2 protein-coding genes are annotated in these 2,406 nt (G+C 36.8%); both read left to right on the top strand.

Annotation, left to right across the window (positions count from 1 at the left end):
* Positions 1-249 (top strand): autotransporter outer membrane beta-barrel domain-containing protein (locus J3U68_RS10590; RefSeq protein ID WP_267376892.1); only part of this gene is annotated, 249 nt, incomplete at its 5' end.
* A 359-nt stretch (positions 250-608) separates the two neighbouring features.
* A partial coding sequence (locus tag J3U68_RS10585; RefSeq protein WP_267376890.1) for an ESPR-type extended signal peptide-containing protein occupies positions 609-2,406 on the top strand: 1,798 nt, incomplete at its 3' end.

Raw genomic sequence — 2,406 nt, 5'->3', positions numbered from 1 at the left:
GGTAAAGATAGCTATGGGGTGTTGCCATTTGTAGAAGCGAACTGGTTGTATGATTCATCTACTCCAGAAGCGAAGATTAATGGTAAACATATCAAATCAGATATCAGCAAAAACCAGTTTGAAGTGAAACTAGGATTGAATGCAAACTTTAGCAAAGCAGTAAGTGGTTATGCACAGTTTGATGGAAAATTCGGTAGTAACAGTCATTCAAATGTAGGTGCCAAAGTAGGCTTGAATTATTCGTTCTAATTACAAGTTATCCTTTTAAACAAAGCAACACTTAACCGTGTTGCTTTTATTTTGATCACGAGATGGAGTTAAACAATGATTAATAAAATATTCCGCATAAATATTGATGCATTATGGGTACAAACTCCTACATATCTTATCTAAATCAAACAATATGTTAATATTTTTTCAGCATATATTATCAAGATCGATTAATTAAGAATTGATTTAAGGCAAGAATTACATAATAATTCACCCAACATAATACATAAGGGTACTTATGAGTTGTGTTAATGATTAAATTAACTGGAAGGATTTAATCAAAAAAATTAAGTAATTGAGTATATAAATAGCTTAACAATTCTGAAAGCGATTTAATCATGAATAAGATTTATAAGGTTGTAAAAAACCGGCAAGGAAACAGTCGGGTAGTATCCGAACTTGCCAAAGGAAAGGGTAAATCTAAAAAATTATCGTTATTGGTTAAAACAGCGTTAACTGGTGCCTTATCTTTGTGTTTAGCAGGTAATGCGCTGGCTGAAATACGGGTTGACAATACCCAGGATGCGGTCATTTCCAATAGTGGTAATAGAGTTGAAGATGGAAAATTTACTATTAGAACCAGTGATGAAGATATTATCGTGAATAATTCAGGTAATCTTACTTCCACTGGTAACGATAGTAGCCCTCTCTTTTATTATTTAAAAGGTGGTAAAGTAGTTGATATTACCAATACAGGTAATCTGGAAACGAACAATAACTGGTCTCGTGGTATATTCGTTCAGGCTCAATATGGCATTCAAGATAGAGAGATTAAAATTAATAACCAAGGCAACATTACCATCAATGGTAATGCGTCCGGTGGTATTGTCGCCTCTACAGCTTCTGATCAGATCACCAATCCTCTACAATGGAAAACAAAAACCAGCGTAAATATCACTAATTCCGGTGACATCAATATCAATAGTGACGCACCCATACTCGATAAAGTCAATGAGGGTCGGTATCCTGTAGGTATTATTGGTGTTGCTTTAAGTGGTAATGAGGGTGATATTACGATCAATAACTCCGGGAATATCAACAGCCCAGTTCATGCGATTCGTGTTTGGCAGCAAGGTGTTGGTAATATCAATATTGATAACTCTGGCGACCTAACTATTACGGATTCAACTACGAATTGGGGCAGTGGTATCTATGCTACCACGAGCATCATGGAGAATACTAACGTTTATGCAGAAGCCGTAGGCGATATTAATATTAAAAACAGTGGTAAAATTTCTTCCAACAATGCCAAAAATATTGAGCTAATCCGTACTGAGCTGAGTGCCAAAAAAGATGGATCGGGCAAAGCTACAGGTAACATTAATATTGATAATCAAGGTCAGCTTGTTGCCAAAGGTGAAAATACAAAAGGTATCTATGCCTTGATGCGGGGATCTGCGGACAATACTGGTACGATCACGATTAATAATAATGGTTTAGTTGATACGGCAGGCAATGATGCTAAAGCCATCGTTGTAGAGTCACGCGATGGTGATATCAATATTAATTTAGACTCTAATTCCAATATTATTGGCGGTGGCGGTAAAGACGGTGTGGCGATTGATATGACCAGTGCTGCACATCGTCGTGACCTAACTAAAGAACAACCTGCCTTACAGACAGTGAATAATAAAGGTGTGATTTCTGCAACGAATGATCGAACTATTGTTGCGCATCGCTCCAGAACAAATGGTGGCAAAACCATCATTAATAATGATGGTGACATAAATGGTTTTGTTGATTTAAGCGCTACGAAAAATATCAATACGACCTCAGATGAGAACCAACCTAATTATCAAAACGTTGACAGCAATGGTGAAGTTACATTCAATAACAACGGAACTTGGAATATCAAAGACAGCACTGGTTTGAGCAGTGGTGGACAAGTTGGCACTGTTATTAATGTTATCGGTACCAATACCCAAAATGGTCTGATCAACAACACTGGAACCATCCAAATTGTGGATCCAGAAATCAATTCCGCTGTTTTAAAAAATTCTGATGTGATCAACAGTGGTGTCATCGATCTGGGTAAAAACTCAGCAGATACTACTTTAACCATCAACGGTAATTATACTGGTGAGAATGGTCAATTGAACATCTATACCGATGTTGAAAATGGCAAAAGCGATAAGC

Source organism: Snodgrassella sp. B3882, assembly GCF_026535915.1.
In the GTDB taxonomy this organism is placed as follows: domain Bacteria; phylum Pseudomonadota; class Gammaproteobacteria; order Burkholderiales; family Neisseriaceae; genus Snodgrassella.
Note: the sequence above shows the minus strand (reverse complement) of the source record. Positions and strands in the feature narration are given on the sequence as shown.